General features: G+C 67.0%; 14 protein-coding genes. 5 read left to right on the forward strand and 9 right to left on the reverse strand.

Annotated features, from left to right (window positions below; translation table 11 throughout):
* Positions 1-5: 5 nt before the first annotated feature.
* Positions 6-896: a prephenate dehydratase gene (locus tag QBJ92_RS06930; protein ID WP_277968955.1), complete on the reverse strand. Its 891-nt coding sequence runs from the start codon at positions 894-896 to the stop codon at positions 6-8.
* 146 nt (positions 897-1,042) lie between these two features.
* Here QBJ92_RS06930 and QBJ92_RS06935 point away from each other — a divergent pair, with 146 nt between their 5' ends.
* On the forward strand, positions 1,043-1,708 hold the full coding sequence (locus QBJ92_RS06935) for a c-type cytochrome (protein WP_277968956.1): 666 nt from the start codon (positions 1,043-1,045) through the stop codon (positions 1,706-1,708).
* Positions 1,709-1,768: 60 nt separating this feature from the next.
* On the opposite strand, the gene QBJ92_RS06940 is transcribed toward QBJ92_RS06935, so the two are convergent.
* From QBJ92_RS06940 to QBJ92_RS06955, 4 genes are all read right to left on the reverse strand, one after another.
* A complete protein-coding gene (locus tag QBJ92_RS06940) occupies positions 1,769-2,875 on the reverse strand; it encodes an ATP phosphoribosyltransferase regulatory subunit (RefSeq protein ID WP_277968957.1) in 1,107 nt (368 codons plus the stop codon).
* Positions 2,872-3,264 (reverse strand): endonuclease domain-containing protein, encoded by a 393-nt coding sequence (locus QBJ92_RS06945; protein ID WP_277968958.1) that lies wholly within the window; start codon positions 3,262-3,264, stop codon positions 2,872-2,874. The genes QBJ92_RS06940 and QBJ92_RS06945 overlap by 4 nt, the downstream gene beginning before the upstream one ends.
* Positions 3,265-3,315: 51 nt before the next feature.
* The gene (serA, locus tag QBJ92_RS06950) at positions 3,316-4,893 is read right to left on the reverse strand and encodes a phosphoglycerate dehydrogenase (protein WP_277968959.1); all 1,578 of its coding nucleotides are present in this window, start codon (positions 4,891-4,893) and stop codon (positions 3,316-3,318) included.
* Between the two features lie 132 nt (positions 4,894-5,025).
* Positions 5,026-6,156, reverse strand: coding sequence for a phosphoserine transaminase (locus QBJ92_RS06955; RefSeq protein ID WP_277968960.1), 1,131 nt, complete (start codon positions 6,154-6,156; stop codon positions 5,026-5,028).
* Positions 6,157-6,303: 147 nt separating this feature from the next.
* Between QBJ92_RS06955 and QBJ92_RS06960 the strand changes: the two genes are divergently transcribed.
* Positions 6,304-6,936 carry a DUF4328 domain-containing protein gene (locus QBJ92_RS06960; protein ID WP_277968961.1) on the forward strand — a complete coding sequence of 211 codons (633 nt, stop codon included), beginning with the start codon at positions 6,304-6,306 and terminating at the stop codon, positions 6,934-6,936.
* Between the two features lie 34 nt (positions 6,937-6,970).
* A complete protein-coding gene (locus QBJ92_RS06965) occupies positions 6,971-7,645 on the forward strand; it encodes an extensin family protein (protein ID WP_277968962.1) in 675 nt (224 codons plus the stop codon).
* 4 nt (positions 7,646-7,649) lie between these two features.
* Here the strand turns inward: QBJ92_RS06965 and QBJ92_RS06970 are convergent, their stop codons facing one another.
* Together QBJ92_RS06970 and QBJ92_RS06975 are read right to left on the reverse strand one after the other, a co-directional pair.
* Complete coding sequence (locus tag QBJ92_RS06970) at positions 7,650-9,044, reverse strand: UdgX family uracil-DNA binding protein (protein ID WP_277968963.1); 1,395 nt, start codon at positions 9,042-9,044, stop codon at positions 7,650-7,652.
* A gap of 33 nt (positions 9,045-9,077) precedes the next feature.
* The gene (locus QBJ92_RS06975; protein ID WP_277968964.1) at positions 9,078-10,325 is read right to left on the reverse strand and encodes a putative DNA modification/repair radical SAM protein; all 1,248 of its coding nucleotides are present in this window, start codon (positions 10,323-10,325) and stop codon (positions 9,078-9,080) included.
* A gap of 82 nt (positions 10,326-10,407) precedes the next feature.
* Here QBJ92_RS06975 and QBJ92_RS06980 point away from each other — a divergent pair, with 82 nt between their 5' ends.
* Positions 10,408-11,640 carry a hypothetical protein gene (locus QBJ92_RS06980; protein ID WP_277968965.1) on the forward strand — a complete coding sequence of 411 codons (1,233 nt, stop codon included), beginning with the start codon at positions 10,408-10,410 and terminating at the stop codon, positions 11,638-11,640.
* 46 nt (positions 11,641-11,686) lie between these two features.
* Complete coding sequence (locus QBJ92_RS06985) at positions 11,687-11,986, forward strand: hypothetical protein (protein ID WP_277968966.1); 300 nt, start codon at positions 11,687-11,689, stop codon at positions 11,984-11,986.
* Positions 11,987-12,053: 67 nt separating this feature from the next.
* Here QBJ92_RS06985 and pheT read toward each other — a convergent pair whose 3' ends face one another.
* Together pheT and pheS are read right to left on the reverse strand one after the other, a co-directional pair.
* Positions 12,054-14,417 carry a phenylalanine--tRNA ligase subunit beta gene (gene pheT, locus QBJ92_RS06990; protein ID WP_277968967.1) on the reverse strand — a complete coding sequence of 788 codons (2,364 nt, stop codon included), beginning with the start codon at positions 14,415-14,417 and terminating at the stop codon, positions 12,054-12,056.
* Entirely contained in the window at positions 14,414-15,499 is a 1,086-nt protein-coding gene (gene pheS, locus QBJ92_RS06995) for a phenylalanine--tRNA ligase subunit alpha (protein ID WP_277968968.1), read from the reverse strand. The genes pheT and pheS overlap by 4 nt, the downstream gene beginning before the upstream one ends.
* Positions 15,500-15,805 lie beyond the last annotated feature (306 nt).

Below are 15,805 nucleotides of genomic sequence, written 5' to 3' on the forward strand. Positions count from 1 at the left end.
CCTGTTTACCCGCGCGCGCGCGCCTGACGATACGTCCCCAGTACGCGCACCCATTTCGAATGGAATGCCAGTTCCGCCAACGCGCGGCCCAGACCCGGGTCGCTCGGCCGTCCATCGACGTCGGCGTAGAATTCGGTCGCCGCGAAGCTGCCGCCGCGTTGGTAACTCTCGAGCTTGGTCATGTTGACGCCGTTGGTCGCGAAGCCACCCATTGCCTTGTACAAAGCGGCGGGGACGTTGTTCACTTCGAAGATCAGCGTCGTCATCCACGGCCCGTCGCCAACCGGCTCGTGCCCTTCGCGCGCGAGCACGACGAACCGCGTGGTGTTGTGCTCGGCATCCGCAATGTCGGTTGCCAGCGTGTCGAGCCCGTAGAGCGCCGCAGCCCCCGGTGGCGCGAGCGCCGCGAGCGTTGGATCGGCACGCTCCGCTACCACCGCCGCCGCGCCCGCGGTATCGGGATAGGCGACTGGCAAGATACCGCGGTCGCGCAGCCACAGCCGGCATTGTCCAAGCGCCTGCGGATGGCTCATCGCCTCGCGCACTTCCGACAGTGGCCCGATGCCCATCAGCGCGTAGCGGATGGCGAGGAAATGCTCGCCGGTGATGACCAGCCCCGATTCGGGAAGCAGGAAATGCATGTCCGCAACGCGCCCGTGGAGCGAATTCTCGATCGGGATGATCGCGCAGTCCGCGCGGAAATCCCGCACCGCGTCGATCGCGTCGGCGAAGTCGAAACACGGCAGCGGCAGGCAGTCGGGGAATGCCTGCAGCGCGGCAATGTGCGAATTGGCTCCAGGGGCGCCCTGGAACGCAACGGCACGCGACGGCTCGGCAATCGCCGCGTTTGTCATCTGCTCGACGAGCGCGCGGGCGGGGGCGGCAAAGTTTTCCATACGGCCCCGGCGCGTACCCGGCTCGTCCACGAACGGCAAGCGTCGGTACACGCGCGGCTTGCGATGCGCGTCCGGCGAATCTATGCACTTGTGAAATCATCGCGGCTCCACCGAGGGCCGGACATCGGCAGGGGCAGCGGCACGACATGGACAACCGGACCAATACGATCGCAGGCTGGGTGCTCGGCACGATGGGCCTGGCGCTCGCACTGACGATCGGCGGCAACATGCTCGTCAAGCCGATCGCTTCCGAAAAGGAAGGCTATCCGATCGAGGCCCCCGCCGAGGGTGGCGAAGGCGGTGCCGCCGTTGCCGACGAACCGATTGCCGCATTGCTCGCCAAGGCCGACGCCGCACACGGCGCCGAAGTGTTCAAGAAGTGCACCGCCTGCCACTCGGTCGCGCAGGGCGGCGCGAACGGCATCGGCCCGAACCTGTACGGCACGGTCGGCGAGGCAATCGCGCAGGGCAAGGGCGGCTACGCCTTCTCGGACGCGCTCAAGAAGGCGGGCGCGGGCAAGAAGTGGGACTTTGAGGAGCTCAACAAGTGGCTGACCTCGCCGCGCGGTTATGCCGCCGGTACGAAGATGACCTTCGCCGGTCTGACCGCGGGTAAGGATCGCGCCGACGTGATCCTGTATCTCAACCAGCAAGGCTCGAACGTTCCGCTGCCGCCGCCCCCGGCCGGCGCGCCTACCGCGACCGACGCCAAGGCGCCGCCCGCCGCGGGTGAGGCCGATCCGGGTGGCAAGGCGTCGCCGAGTGTCGAGGGGCTCGGCAACACCACGGTTCCGGCAGCCGCGGGCAAGTAACCCGAACTACCCCCTTCCCGTTCGCGCGAAACGAACGGGCGGAGGGGAAGGTTTAACCCGCTAGAGCGCGCGCGGTTCGCCCTCGGCCAGGAAGTGTGTGCAGAGCTGCGCCTCGGGCGTATCGCCCGCTTCGAGCGCGGCAACCGTGACCCAGCCCGCAACACGCATCTGCGCCGCCATTGCGGGATCGGTGCCGAGCGGCACAAACAGCCGCCGCCGGTCGACCTCGGCCAGCCCTGCCGCGACGATCGCATCGGCGTAGAGCGAGAAGCCGACTGCGGATTCCTCGGCACCGCCTTCGTGCATGATCGTATAGGTGCCGCCGCGCCCGATCTCGCCGCGGACGCCGCCCGCGAAGATCGAGAAACCGAGCCAGCTCTGATATTCGAACCCGTGGCGTTCGGTCGGGTCGAGCGTCAGCGCGACTCGGCTCTTCAATCCGTCCGCGATCTTCCACAGCGCATCGAGCCGCGAGGTCAGCGCGCCGCGCGCGTCGAACGCGCACAGCCGGTCGTGTGCGGTCTCGAACGGGCCGGCGGCTTCGATCAGCGGGAGATAGGCGGGCGCGATCGCCGCGACCCCGCCTGCGTCCTTGGCATCGAGCCGGTCGCGCAGAGCATCGATCTGCGCCGCGTCGATCGGGAACGGCCCGCCGGCGAGCACGTCGATCAGGTCGGGGAGCGTGAAGTCGATCGAAATATTGGTAACGCCAGCCGCCTCGAGTGCCGCGACCGCGACCTCGACGACTTCGCGCGCCGCCGCGACCGTGTCGAGCCCGATCAGCTCGCAGCCGATCTGGCGGAGTTCGCGCTCGGGCGCGAGCTGCGAGGCGCGCAGCTTGAGCACCGGGCCGGCGTAGGACAGCCGCACCGGGCGCGGGTGATGCGCCATGCGGGTGGCGGCGATCCGGCCGATCTGCGCGGTCATGTCGGGGCGAATCGCGAGCGTCGCCTGGCTGACCGGATCGACGAAGCGCACCGCATCCTGCGCGCGCGCGGACTTGAGGCGACCGGCGAGGCCAGCCTCGAACTCGGCGAGCGCGGGGTCGGCGCGTTCGTAGCCATACGCATAGGCCGCGGCGAGCGCTGCGGCCTCGAGCCGGGCGGCGGCATCGGCGAAGGGGGGGAGCCGGTCACGAAAGCCGGTCGGGAGGAGCGCGGTGGTCATGACGATAGCCCTCTCCCCCTCGGGGAGAGGGTTGGGAGAGGGGCAGACGCAAGCGCACCCTCTATGGTGAGCAGGACGCCCTCCAGATTTTGCATCACGTCACTGTTGTTGAACCTGATCACACGGTAGCCTTGCTCTTCCAGCCACGCCGTCCGGCGCGCGTCGCGCCGCTCGTCGCCTGCGTGGGTGTCGCCGTCAAGCTCGATCACGAGCTTGTGCGAACGCGCGACGAAATCAACAATGTAGGGAGCGACAACAACCTGACGCGAGACCTTGGTGTCGGCGAAACGTTTGGCGCGCAAGGCCGTCCAAAGTTCACGTTCCGGTTGGGTCATCTGCGTGCGCATGGCTTTGGCACGTGCAAGTAAAACTTCGTTCGCCTTTGGCACTGCCCCTCTCCCAAACCCTCTCCCCAAGGGGGAGAGGGCTTAAGTAGCAGATTAGAACGCCAGACCCATCGCGGTCACCACGCCCGGCAGCGCGCGCACCTGTGCGAGCAGTTCCGGGGTCAGCGCCTCGTCGATCGACAGCAGCAGCACCGCCTCGCCACCCGCCGAGCGGCGACCGAGATGGAAGGTCCCGATGTTGACCCCGCCCGTGCCAAGCAACGTGCCGAGCCGCCCGATGAACCCGGGCGCATCCTCGTTGACGACGTACAGCATGTGCCCGGCGAGATCGGCCTCGACCTTGATGCCGAACAGTTCGACCAGCCGTGGCGCGGCATCGCCGAACAGCGTGCCCGCGACCGAGCGCTCGCCCGCATCGGTCTTGACCGAGACGCGCAGCAGCGTGTGGTAATCGCCCTCGCGCTCGGTGCGGACTTCGCGGACTTCCATCCCGCGCTCCTTGGCGAGCAATGGCGCGTTGACCATGTTGACCGTGTCGGTCTGCGTCCGCAGGAACCCGGCGAGCACCGCCGACACCATCGGCTTCTGGTTGAGCTCGGCGGCAGCGCCCTCGCTGTGGATCGAGATGCGCCCGATCGAGCCGGTGGTGAGCTGGCCGACCAGCGAGCCGAGCTTCTCGGCCAGCGCCATGTACGGCTTGAGGCGCGGCGCTTCCTCGGCGGAGAGCGACGGCACGTTGAGCGCGTTGGTGATCCCGCCCGACATCAGATAATCCGACATCTGCTCGGCGACCTGGATCGCGACATTGACCTGCGCTTCGTCGGTCGATGCGCCGAGATGCGGCGTCGAGACGAAGTTGGGCGTGCCGAACAAGGGCGAGTCCTTGGCGGGCTCGGTCACGAACACGTCGAGCGCCGCGCCGCCGATATGCCCCGAATCGAGCCCGGCCTTGAGCGCCGCCTCGTCGATCAGGCCGCCGCGCGCGCAGTTGATGATGCGCACGCCCTTCTTCGTCTTGGCGAGATTCTCCGCCGACAGGATGTTGCGCGTCTGGTCGGTGAGCGGGGTGTGGAGCGTGATGAAGTCGGCGCGCGCGAGCAGCTCGTCGAGCTCGACCTTCTCGACGCCGAGTTCGACCGCGCGTTCGGGCGACAGGAACGGATCATAAGCGACGACCTTCATCCGCAGGCCGAGCGCACGGTCCGCGACGATCCCGCCGATGTTGCCCGCGCCGATCAGCCCGAGCGTTTTGGCGGTCAGCTCGACCCCCATGAAGCGGTTCTTCTCCCACTTACCGGCCTGCGTGCTGGCGTCCGCTTCGGGAAGCTGGCGCGCGAGCGCGAACATCAGCGCGATGGCGTGCTCGGCGGTGGTGATCGAGTTGCCGAACGGGGTGTTCATGACGACGACGCCCTGCGCCGACGCGGCGGGGATATCGACATTGTCGACGCCGATCCCGGCGCGGCCGATGACCTTGAGGTTGGTCGCCGCCGCAAGGATCGCCTTGGTCACCTTGGTCGAGCTGCGGATCGCAAGGCCGTCATATTGGCCGATGATCGCGATGACTTCTTCGGGGGTCTTGCCGGTGATCTCGTCGACCTCGACGCCGCGTTCACGGAAGATCTGCGCAGCTTTGGGGTCCATTTTGTCAGAAATGAGGACTTTTGGCATTTTTCTTCTCCCTCTCCCGCTTGCGGGAGAGGGCCGGGGAGAGGGCAGTCTCTCGCACCGGCCCTGTGCATGTGTGGATAGCGGACTGCCCCTCTCCCCGACCCTCTCCCCGCAAGCGGGGAGAGGGAGAAATCAGGCCTTCACGCTCGCATAGGCCCAGTCGAGCCACGGCCCGAGCGCGACGATATCCGCGGTGTCGACGGTCGCGCCGCACCAGATCCGCAGCCCCGGCGGCGCGTCGCGGTAGCCCGCGATGTCATAAGCCGCCTTTTCCTTCTCGAGCAGCCCGGCGAACGCTTTGATCATAGCCTCGTCCGCGCCCTCGACCGTCAGGCAGACGCTGGTCTTCGAGCGCGTCGCTTCGTCCACCGCGAGGTGCCCAAGCCACGGCCGGTCCGCGACGATCTGGTCGAGCGCTGCGGCATTGGCGTTGCTGCGGGCGATCAGCCCGTCTGCGCCACCCACCGTTTTCGCCCATTCGAGCGCAGCGATACAGTCCTCGACCGCGAGCATCGAGGGCGTGTTGATCGTCTCGCCCTTGAACACACCTTCGGTCAGCTTGCCCTTAGAGACCAAGCGGAACACCTTCGGCAGCGGCCAGGCCGGCGTATAGCTCTCGAGCCGCTCGACCGCGCGGGGCCCGAGGATCAGCACGCCGTGCCCGCCCTCGCCGCCGAGCACTTTCTGCCAGGAGAAGGTCGCGACGTCGATCTTGTCCCAGTCGATGTCATAGGCGAACACCGCGCTGGTCGCGTCGGCGAAGGACAGGCCTTCGCGGTCGGCGGGGATCCAGTCGGCATTGGGGACGCGGACGCCCGAGGTAGTGCCGTTCCAGGTGAACAGCACGTCGTTCGACCAGTCGACCGCGCCCAGATCGGGCAGCTGGCCATAATCGGCGCGCACGACGGTGGGGTCGATCTTGAGCTGTTTGACCGCGTCGGTCACCCAGCCTTCGCCGAAGCTTTCCCAGGCGAGCGCGGTGACGGGCTTGGCGCCCAGCATCGTCCACATCGCCATTTCATAGGCACCGGTGTCGGAGCCGGGGACGATCCCGATGCGATGCGTATCGGGAAGCTTCAACAGCTCGCGCATCAGGTCGATCGAATATTGCAGCCGCGTCTTGCCGATCTTCGAGCGGTGCGAGCGCCCCAGCGAGTCGGTCGCGAGAGTGGCGGCGGACCAGCCCGGGGGCTTGGCGCACGGGCCCGAGGAAAAATACGGGCGTGCAGGCAGTTGCGCGGGACGCGCAGGCAGTTCAGTCATGTAGTCTCTCCTCACAGAGAGCACGCGCGGCGTTGGGACCGCGTGGCCCGTCGCCGCTCCTAGAGCCATCGCGCGCAACGTCAAGTCGTAACGATGGACAGCCACGCAACGATCGGTCAGGATCGTCGCTTACCGGGGGGTGAATTCATGCAAAACAACGAGCGCCGCGAGCGCGCGGCGACTTATGCAATCATGCTTTGGCTGGCGACGAGCTTGTGCGTGGCCGTATCGGGCGCAATGCTTGTTGCCAGCTTGGGTGGTACCGGCGCGATCTGGTCGGAGGCTGCACTGGAGGGAGTGGATCGCTTTACGGCGATCGCGGCCGGGATCTATTTCGCCGCTTACATCCTGTGCGCGGTCTGCGTCGCGCGCTGGCTATACCGCGCGAGCGCCAATGCGCATGCGGTGTCGGATCAGATGACAATTTCGCCTGGCTGGGGCATCGGATTTTTCTTTGTGCCGGTCGTCAATCTTTGGAAACCGTTCCAGGCGTTGCGCGAAACATGGCAGGCAAGCCTGTCGCCCGAGGCCCCCGACAACGTACCCGTCCCGACCACCATGCGAATCTGGTGGGGGCTGTGGCTGCTCGCTAGCGTGCTGGGAAACATAAGCTTTCGTCTGAGCGCGGGGGCGAAGACGGTCGCAGACGTGACGACCGGTGGCTGGCTCGACATCGTTTCCTTCGTTGTCGATCTCCCGTTGGCGGTGTCGTTGATCGTGGTGATCCGGCAGCTTAGCGCAAATCAGCGCGCGCTCATCGATACGCGGATTTTTGAGTAGCGGTCCGGACGCGCAAAGGCGCTAACAGTCCGGCATGTTGCGTAGCCTTGCCGTTGTTCTGCTTATGCTTTCGCTTGCCGCCTGCGCATCAGGGGGAAGTCGGGACAAGCAGCCGCCACAGCGCCCCGCCGGATCGCGGCCTGTGATGCTCAATCTGCCAACCAGCCGCGAGACCAAGGCGTGCTACGCCGACCTGTCGCGCGCCGAGGTGCGCTACTCCCCCCTGCCCGACCGCGATTTCGGCGGCGGATGCCAGATCGTCGGGACGGTGCAACTGCTCGACATCGGGATTCCCGTCACCAATCTCCGCGCGATGCGCTGTGGCCTAGCCCGAAGTTTTTCGGGCTGGGTCGAGCATGCGGTCGTCCCAGCCGCGCACCAGATGCTGGGGAGCGATCTGGTGCGGATCGAGAGCATGGGCACCTATGCCTGCCGCGCGGTCGTCGGGACCAAAGCGGGCTATGCCGGGCGGCTGTCGGGGCATGCCACCGCCAATGCGGTCGATGTTTCGGGGTTCGTGTTGCAGGATGGTCGACGAATCACGATCCAGGGCGGGTGGAACAACCCCGATCCGAACATTCGCGCCTTCCTGCGGACGATCCGGGCGTCGGCGTGCCGACGGTTCGGGACGGTGCTGAGCCCGGATTACAATGCGGCGCATTACAACCATCTGCACATCGAGGACGACCGCGCCGGTTTCTGCCGGTGATTCGTCAGTTCTCGAACCCGGCTACCCCAGCCCCGGCAACCCGCAGATCCTCGACGAACCGTCCGAACTCGACTTCCGCCGCCGCCGGATCGGGTAAGCGCAGAAGATAGCTCGGATGCACCGTGATCCAGCACGTCCCGCCATCGGCGAGCGCAATCGCCCGCCCGCGTTCCTTGCCGATCGTCACCACCCGCCCGAGCAAGCTCCGCGCCGCGGTCGCGCCCAGCGCGACCGTCACCTGCGGCTTGATCAGCAACCGTTCCTGCTCGACCCACCAGCGGCATGCATCGATCTCGCCCGCGCCCGGCTTGGAATGGATGCGTCGCTTGCCGCGCTGCTCGAACTTGAAGTGCTTGACCGCATTGGTGACATAGGTCCGCGTCCGGTCGACCCCAGCCGCCGCCAGCGCGCGATCGAACAACTGCCCGGCAGGGCCCACGAACGGTCGCCCGGCAAGATCCTCCTGATCCCCCGGCTGCTCGCCTACGAACATCAGCGGCGCGTCGACCGGCCCTTCGCCGAATACCGTCTGCGTCGCGTTCGCGTGCAGCGGGCAGCGCGTGCAGGCGGACGCCTCGTCGCGCAGTGCGTCCCAGGCGATCGCGCTGTTCCCGCCGACCTCGTCCCGTGCGCGTGCGATCATTCCCGACTCCCGTGCCTGCGCGGATGCGATCAACCCCGGGACCAGCGCGGTCTCGGGCATGTTTTTCCAGTATTTCTTGGGCATTTCCTTGAGCATCGCGCCGATCTTGACACGCGCCGGGTTGAAGATGGAGGCGTAATAGGTCTTCCACACCTCCTCAATCGGGTCGCCCGCGGGCGCATCCCCCTTGGCCGCGCCCGGCCCCTCGGCGAGCGTCTCGCCATCCCAGTGGATCGACAAATCCGGCGTCAGGATCGACCAGTGCATGCTGGCGAAGCGGTCGAGGAAGAAGCCCGCATTGTAGCGCAGGATATGATGCTCGGGCTCGAACCAGGCGACGTAGCGCCCCTGCCCGTCCTCCTCGATCTCGCGGAAGCGCAGGAAGGCGCGCATCTTGTGGATGTCCTTGCGCACCTCGCGCGCAAAGCCTTCGAGCTTGCGCACGAGCGGATCGGCCTTGTCATCGACCGCGCCGGGCCGGTCGCGCAACCGCACCAGCAACGTGTAGAGCAAGGCGAAGCGTTCGGGGTCGCTGTGCAGCACCGCCTTGCGCGCGAGGTCCACGAAAGCGCGCGACACGGAAAAGGCGGGCGCATCGCTCTGCGGCACCGGCAGATCCTCGCCGAACAGATCGACCGCCGCCTCTCCGACCTGCCACGTCACGTCCGCCGGTGCGACACCGCCTACCGCCAGCCCGCGCGCCGCCTCGCGCCAGCCATTGAAATCATCGGGCTCGGCGAGCTTGACCCTGTGCATCGTCCTGTTCTCTCCCGTTCGGTCGATGGACCGTCAGGCGAACAACTCCAGCTGCTTGACCTTGGGTGCAACGACCGGACGCAATTCCGCCTTGTCGCTGAGCGCCACCGGACGCCAGTCCTCCGCGATCAGGAACGGGCGCAGCTTGGTGATCGACACCGTCAGCCGCGCGACGTCCGCCAGATGCAGCCGCCGCCAGCGCCGCGCGGCAAGGATCGAGGTAACCGCTTTCACCCCCAGCCCCGGAACCCGCAGCAACCGCTCGCGCGGCGCGCGGTTGACGTCGACCGGAAAGATTTCGCGATGCTTGAGCGCCCAGGCGAGCTTGGGGTCGATGTCGAGCGGGAGCATCCCCGTCGTCTCGTCCGCCGCCGCCACGACTTCCTTCGAGGTATAGCCATAGAAGCGCATCAGCCAGTCGGACTGGTACAGCCGATGCTCGCGCATCAGCGGCGGGCGCTGAAGCGGGAGGACGGTGCTCGCGTCAGGAATCGGGCTGAACGCCGAATAATAGACGCGGCGCAGATCGAAGCTGTCGTACAGCGTCGAGGCGCGCAGCACGATGTCGCCATCGGTCGCCGCATCCGCGCCGACGATCATCTGCGTCGATTGCCCCGCGGGCGCGAAGCGTGGGGCGGACTTGAACTTCTTGCGCGCATCGGTCGCGTCGATGATCGAGGTCTTCGTCTCCTTCATCGCATCCTCGATCCGCACCGCGGACTTTTCGGGGGCGAGCCGCTTCAATCCAGAGACGGTCGGCAGCTCGACGTTGATCGACAAGCGATCGGCGTAGAGACCCGCCTGTTCGACCAGCGCGGGGTCGGCATCGGGGATCGTCTTCAAATGGATATAGCCGCGGAAATCATGATCCTCGCGCAAGCTGCGCGCGACCTCGACCATCTGTTCCATCGTGTAGTTGGACGATCCGATGATCCCCGAGGACAGGAACAGCCCCTCGATGTAATTGCGCTTGTAGAAGGACAAGGTGAGGTGGACGACCTCCTGCGCAGTGAAGCGCGCGCGGCGGACGTTCGAGCTCTTGCGGTTGATGCAATAATGGCAGTCGAAGATGCAGCTGTTGGTCAGCAGAATCTTGAGCAGCGAAATACACCGGCCATCGGGCGCATAGGCGTGACAGATCCCCATCCCGCCATCGGTCGACCCAACGCCCTTGCTGTCGCGCGACGACCGTTTGACCGACCCCGAGGATGCACAGGACGCATCGTATTTCGCGGCGTCCGCGAGGATCGCCAATTTGCTCTGAACATCCAGTTGCGCCATGCTGTTCCTTATACGTTCTTTTCGCATGCTGTCGACGAAATAGCTGCGCCGGGATAAGACGTTGCCGGATTTGGGGGCGCTTATGACCGAACGGTGGACGCAGCGGATCGATCCGCGCTGGGTGCTTGCGCTCACCTGCGTGCTGGGCTGGGCATTCAAGGGGCATTGCGGCGCGTCGTGGGGCGGATCGATCCAATATGTCTCCGGCTGCTACAGCGACGCGGTGCCGTTCTGGGGCCTGCGCGGTGTGTCCGCGGGGCAGGTCCCGTACCTCGAGGCGCGGATGGAATATCCGGTGCTGACCGGGCTGCTGATCTGGATCGAGGGATTCGTCACCCGAAGTGTCTTTGGCGCGAGCGCCACCGCCGCGGCTTTCCTGTTCGTGGTGGCGGCGGTCAATGCCGCGCTCGCTTTCCTGGTGCTGCGGATGCTGCGGCGCGCGGGGGTCGATCGCGCGCGGCAATACGCCTGGGCGGCGGCACCCCCGCTGGTGCTGTATCTCGGGCATAATTGGGACATGCTGGCGGTGACTTTCGCCGTGGCGGCGCTGCTGTCCGCGCGATCCGGCGATACGCCACGCGCGGCGGCACTTGCCGCATTGGGAAGTGCCGCAAAGCTGTTCCCGGTCCTGTTGCTTCCGTTGCTCGGGCTGGGCGCCTTGTTCTGGCGTGGCGGCGGCGGGGTGGCGCGACGGGTCGTGATGGCGGGCGTGCTGGTCGTGGTTGCGGTCGGGAGTTGGGCGTTGGTCAACCTGCCCGTCGCCGTTTTGGCGTTCACGAACTGGTCCGAATTTTACGCTTTCTCGTCCGAGCGGGCGGGCACGGCCGGGTCGGTGTGGGAAATCCTGGCGCAATCGGGCAGGTGGGCGACGACGATCCCCGAGCGCAACCTGTGGTCCGCAGCGCTGTTCATCGGTGGCGCGGCGCTGATCGTCGCCGCAGGGTGGAGGCGGCACGGCACACGCCCCTGGATTCTGTTCGCCCCGGTGCTCGCGTGGTTCCTGCTGACCAACAAGGTCTATTCGCCGCAATTCGACCTGTGGCTATATCCGGTGCTGCTGCTGACGAGCTACCGCCTGTGGCCGGTCGCATGGTTCGCGGTGGCGGATGTCGCGGCCTATTTTGCGGAATTCTGGTATTTCGCCGGGCTCGACGGCCAGCATCCCGCGGCAACGCTGTCCGATATCGCGCTGGCGGCAGGGTTCCGCGCGGGCGCGATGCTGTGGATTATTGGTGCAGCACTGGTCCGCCCGGCACCGCTTTGGATCGAAACAGGTCCGTCATCGACCGACGACGTTCATTCTATTGCAACGTAACCGACCCTACGCCGTGACGGTCGACAATAAATCCAAGGGTATTCAGATGCGTAAACTCCTGCTCTCGCTCGCCGCCGCGTCGCTCGTCGTTCCGGCCACCATGGCCATGCCGACCACCAAGGCCGAAGCCAAGAAGCGCTATTACGGCCATTCGCGCCGCCACGTCCGCACCTGCCGCCATTCGAGCGGCACCACCGGCCTCGTCGCGGGCGGCGTCGGCGGTGCGTTGCTTGGCAACAAGGTGCTCGGTGGTGGTGCGCTCGGCACGATCGCGGGCGGCGTCGGTGGGGCGTTCGCGGGTCGTGCGATCGATCGCACGATCACTGCAAAGAACCGTTGCCGCTAAGCGCCGGATCGCCCTGATCTGAAGGAAAGGCCGATCGATCGCGACGCGATCGATCGGCCTTTTCGATTCACCCGCGCAGGCTCGCGCCGAGCTTCGCCGCCGCCGCGACGACCTTGTCCGCAACCGCCTTCAGTTCCGCCTCGGTGAAGCTCTTCTCGCCAGGCTGAAGCGTCACCTCGACCGCGATGCTCTTGTGCCCCGGCTCGACGCCTGTCCCGGTGAACACGTCGAACACCCGCGCCCCGACGATCGCTGCCTTGTCCGCACCGCGTGCTGCGCGCACCAGCGCCTCGCCCGAAACATTGTCGGGCACGAGGAACGCGAAGTCGCGCCGCACTGCCTGCAACGCCGGCGGCGCATAGGCCGCACGCGCGAAGCTCGACGCGCGCTTGGCGGGGATCGCATCGAGGTACAGCTCGACCGCCGCCACCGGGCCATCCACGTCGAACGCGCGCGTCGTCAGCGGGTGGACCATGCCAAACGCCGCGAGCACCGTCTTCGGCCCGAGCCGCAGCGTGCCCGACTGGCCGGGATGCCAGGCGTCGCCCGCCTCGCCCATCACCTGCAGGTTATCGACCGGCGCACCTGCCGCCGCCAACAGCGCGAGCGCCTCGGCCTTGGCGTCATAGGCGGTGAACTGCGTCGCCTTGCCGTCCTGCCAGCCACGTGGCCGCGCCTCGCCCGCCAGCACCACGCCGAGCGTCGGACGCTCGCCATCGGCGAGATAGCGCCGCCCGAGCTCGAACAGCCGAACGCCACCCGCGCCGCGCTTCATGTTGCGCTCCGCCGCCGCGAGCAGGCCGGGGAGCAGCGACGGGCGCATCACCTTGAGCTCCTCGCTGATCGGGTTGGCGAGCGTCCAGGACGCACCGCCGATCGCGGTCGCCTGTGCGTCCGACAGGAAGCTCCAAGTGATCGTCTCGTTGAGCCCACGCGCGGCAGCAGCCCGGCGGACACGACTCTCGATTTTCTGCGCCGGCGTCGCGGTCGGCTTCGCCACGCCCGCCGCGCGCGGCAGCGGGGTCGCGGGGACCGAATCGATCCCGACGATGCGGATCACTTCCTCGACCAGATCGGCCGGGCCATCCACGTCGCGCCGTGCAGGCGGCGGCAGGACGGTCCAGTCGTCCTCGACCGTGAAGCCGAGCGCGGTCAGGATCTCGCGCTGGCGTTCCGGCGCAACCGCGAGGCCACCGAGCGTTTCCGCACGGGCCGGATCGTAGGCGATGCGCTTGCGCGTCGTCGGCGGGGTGCCCGAATGCGTCGGCTCGCTCGCGCTGCCGCCGCACAGGTCGAGCACCAGCCGCGTCGCGATCGCAAGCCCTTCCTCGAGGAATGCCGGGTCGACGCCGCGCTCGAACCGCGAGCGCGCGTCCGAGGTCAGCATCAGCGCCTGCCCGGTGCGGGCGATCGAGTCCGGGTCGAAATAGGCGCATTCGATCACGACGTCGGTCGTCTCGGGGGTGACGCCCGAATCCTCGCCGCCCATGATTCCGCCGATGTCATGGACATGCGCGGCATCCGCGATCACCGTCATCGTCTCGGCAAGCGTATAAGTCTTGCCGTTGAGCGCGAGCACCTGCTCGCCCGCGCTCGCCTTGCGCGCAACGAGCCCGCCTGACAGCTTGGCGCGGTCATAGACGTGCAAGGGTCGCCCGAGATCGAACATCACGTAATTGGTGATGTCGACCAGCGTCGAGATCGAGCGCTGGCCGATCGCGGTCAGGCGGCGGCGCATCCATTCGGGCGCGGTGCCGTTGACGAGGCCGGTCACGCCCTGCGCGTAAAAAGCGGGGCAGCCGTCGGTGTCGTCGGTCCGCACGTCGGGGCCTGCGCCCTCGCCCGCTACGGCCGCATAAGCGAGCGGCTTGGCGGTGCCGAGCCCGGCGGCGACCAGATCGAGCGCGATCCCGCGCACGCCCATGCAATCCGGGCGGTTGGGGAGGACGTTGACCTCGATCACCGGGTCGTTGAGCCCGGCGTAATCGGGATAGGCCATGCCGATCGGCGCATCGGCGGGGAGCTCGATGATCCCGTCATGCTCCTCGCCAAGTTCGAGCTCGCGCGTCGAGCACATCATGCCGTTCGATTCGACCCCGCGGATCGCCGCGACCTTGAGCGCCATGCCGTTCGACGGCACCGTCGCGCCGGGCGCGCCGAACACGCCGACGAGGCCGGCGCGCGCATTGGGCGCACCGCACACGACCTGAAGCGGGCCGTCGCCGGCATCGACGCTGAGCACTTGCAGCTTGTCCGCCTGCGGATGCGGCGCGGCGCTCAGCACCTTGGCAACGCGGAACGCAGCCAGCGTCGCGCCGGGGTTCTCGACGCCTTCGACCTCGAGGCCGATCCGCGTCAGCGTCTCGACGATCGTATCGAGCGAGGCGTCGGTGTCGATATGCTGCTTGAGCCAGTCGAGCGTAACCTTCATGCGCCGACTCCCTGGCTCAGCGTGGGCACGTCGAGTGCCGAGAAACCGTAATGCTTGATCCAGCGCGCATCGCCTTCGAAGAACGGGCGCAGATCATCCATGCCGTATTTGAGCATCGCAAGCCGATCGACCCCGACCCCGAAGGCGAATCCCTGCCACTCGTTCGGATCGAGCCCGCACGCGGCGATCACCTTGGGGTGGACCATCCCGCTGCCGAGCAACTCCATCCAGCCCTCGGACCCGCCGAGCACGCGGCGGCCCTTTTCCATCGTCCAGCCGACATCGACCTCGGCCGAGGGTTCGGTGAACGGGAAGTAGCTCGGGCGCAGGCGGAGCACGATGTCGTCGCGCTCGAAGAACGCCTTGAGGAAGGTCTCGAGCGTCCATTTGAGATGGCCGAGCGTGATCCCCTTGTCGATCACCAGCCCCTCGATCTGGTGGAACATCGGCGTGTGCGTCGCGTCCCAGTCCGAGCGATAGACGCGGCCCGGCGCGATGATACGGATCGGCGGCTCCTGCCCCATCATCGTGCGGATCTGCACGGGGGAAGTGTGCGTGCGGAGCACCTTGGCCTCCTCGCCCTCCCTCGCCTTCAGGTAGAAGGTGTCGTGCATCGCGCGTGCGGGATGGCTCTCGGGCATGTTGAGCGCGGTGAAATTGTGCCACTGGTCCTCGATCTCGGGCCCGGTCGCGACCGCGAAGCCCAGATCGGCGAAGATCTCTGCCATCTCGTCGAGCACCTGGCTGACCGGATGCACCGACCCGTGCGGGGCGGCGTCGGCGGGGAGCGTCATGTCGAGCGTCTCGCGTGCGAGGCGTTCGTCGAGCTCGGTGCGGTCGAGTGCGGCCTTGCGCGCGGTGATCGCGGAGGTCACCGCCTCGCGCACGCGCTGGATGCGCGGGCCCTGCTCGAGCCGCTCGTCGGGCGACATCTTGCCGAGCGTCTTCAGGAGCGCGGTAATGCTGCCCTGTTTGCCGAGCAGCGCGACGCGGAGCGTTTCCAGCGTGGTCGCGTCGGCCTGGCCGATCGACGGCAACTGCGATTCTATCTCGGCAAGGTCAGCCACACATATCTCCGTCATTCCCGCAAAGGCGGGAAGCCATTATGGGTGACGCCGTAGCGGGAGGGGAAGCCCTTGATCAACCCTGCGCGGTGCTGATGCAGCCGGCCAGGGAGGGTCGAGGTAACACCGACGCACAGCTGTCCTTCAATCCTCCCGTCATCCTGAACGCGTTTCAGGATCCAGACCTTCACGAGTCCGGACTGGGCCTGTTGCGCGGTGGATGCTGAAACGAGTTCAGCATGACGGCAGCTTTGGGTGCGCGGGATTACCGCCAGAGCCCCCCAAGACAGAGAAAGGGCGCCGGTGCTGCCACCGACGCCCCAA

The organism is Sphingomonas echinoides (assembly GCF_029623395.1).
In the GTDB taxonomy this organism is placed as follows: Bacteria; Pseudomonadota; Alphaproteobacteria; order Sphingomonadales; family Sphingomonadaceae; genus Sphingomonas; species Sphingomonas echinoides_A.